1 protein-coding gene and 1 pseudogene are annotated in these 2,032 nt (G+C 39.7%); both read left to right on the forward strand.

The annotated features are described in order from the left end of the window. The first annotated feature begins 117 nt into the window (after positions 1-117). Complete coding sequence (locus tag AC3DU7_RS19065; RefSeq protein WP_488040889.1) at positions 118-1,866, forward strand: hypothetical protein; 1,749 nt, start codon at positions 118-120, stop codon at positions 1,864-1,866. Positions 1,867-1,892: 26 nt separating this feature from the next. Further along, positions 1,893-1,940, forward strand: a pseudogene (locus AC3DU7_RS19070) (primase-helicase zinc-binding domain-containing protein); the annotation flags it as partial. Positions 1,941-2,032 lie beyond the last annotated feature (92 nt).

A 2,032-nucleotide genomic window follows, 5' to 3' on the forward strand; every position in this document is an offset into this window, starting at 1 on the left:
CCCTAGTTAAACTTTAGCCTCTTGCCTGTTTCCAGCTTCCTTTTGACAAATAAACTTGCCGAAAAAGGTACTATAATCTACCACAAATATTACATATAAATTTGGAGAGGAATTTAGGTGACTAAAATCCATTCATCCGATGCCACTCTCGAACGTAGTTGGCAACAAAATATAGAAAATAAATTCCATAATGCTAGACTTTCATCTAGCTTACTTAAATCTTTCACAGCAACTATTTTGCTAACCCTAACTATTGGATGTATTCCCACTCAAAAGTTTCAAAGCAAAATATCTCCTACCTCAGAGAAAAATCTTATATCAGTCAATAACTGCGATCTAACTTCCGCTAAAGAAAATAACTCACAAATTTCTCTAATTTCTCAAAATTCCAATGCTACTCAATGTGCTTCTGTAGACCCCTTTAGTCAAGCAGTGAGATTTGCCACAAAAGCCTCACAGTTAGCTCAGACCGCGAGAACTAAACAACAGTGGGATAAGGTCGCTCAAGAGTGGGTACAGGCAGTCGCTTGGATGCAAGCTGTACCGCCAGGAAACCCCAGACGTGCTTTTGCTGAGAAAAAAGTGGTTGAGTATATGAGAAATTTAGCTTACTCCCAACAACAAGCAGCTTCTGCACGTTCTCAGTATAATCCTGTTTCCTTCAATAGTGATGTTCTCGACACTCAGTTAGAGCTTTACCTGTCTTTCGTTGCTACTGTTGGTCCGCCAGATATTTTAATTGTGGGTAGTTCCCGCGCCCTATATGGGGTCGATCCGCAACAACTACAACAATATTTAGTCGCTAAAGGTAATCGTCCGTTAAACATATTTAACTTTAGCATCAATGGGGCCACTGCTCAAGTAGTAGACTTTCAACTGCGACAACTTTTGAATAATAATCAACTGCCAAAATTAATTATTTGGGCAGATGGAGTACGAGCTTTTAATAGTGGACGGGTAGATCGAACTTATAATTCAATTGTTGCTTCTGAGGGAAAAAGAAAATTACTTTCTGGTGTTCGTCCCCAGTTACCTAGCGCTCAGTCTAATTTTGCTTCTACCTGTTATCAATTTCCCAAACCTTATAATGTATTTGCACCTCCCTACTCTCCTTTTGAGATATCGCAACGAGAAGCAATAGAAGTTAGTTATAGGGAACAAACAACAGCGGTGGGAACCCTCATCGGTGACATAAACAAGCAGTGGGAACCAGGTAAGGAAACCTTGCTATGGGAAGGCGCAGCAGCACAAGGAACGCTCAGTAACAGAGGAAATACCGGAGTAGAGAATAGTTCTAATACTCTTTATACTGACTATTTTAAGACTAACCAATATTCTTATAAACCTCTATCGCAAAACTCCTCAAACTTCACATCCCACCCTCAATATTCTACTCAACTTGTACAAGCAGTAGCGATCGCTGATGTTGCCAATGCCATTGATGCTAATGGGTTTCTACCAATGGATGGGCGATTTAATCCTTCCTATTATTATCAGAGACGACCTTATGTAGCAGGGCTTTATGATGGCGACTATGCTGGTTTTTATCTTGGGGGTACTCAGGCTACAGCTTTAACTTCTGTTGTTAATTTTACTAAATCTCGTAATATTCCTTTAGTTTTTGTTAATTTACCTCTATCTGATAGTTATTTAGACTCTGTGCGTTGGTCTGCGGAAGAAGACTTTCATCGATGGATGCTAAGTCGGGCCAGAGCAAATGGCTTTAGATTTCTAAATTTCAATTTATATCAGCCTCAACTAGCCAAAAATAAATATTTCTTTGACCCCAGTCACCTAAATCGTTATGGTGCTGCTGCTGTAGCTCGTTATATTGCTGCTAGTTCTGGAATTTCTTGGCCACGGTGAAGAAGGTGATAGGTGATAGGTTTTAGGGATATTCTATGGAATGTCCCTACTGTGGATCAAGAGGTAGGTTTTAAGCTTCATATAATATCTGGATAATTAGACATCTCCAGAAAAGAGGGAACAGGGAACACCGGAGCTGGGAACAGATAAGAATAATTGATAATTT

The sequence above is a fragment of the Okeania sp. genome, assembly GCF_983059655.1.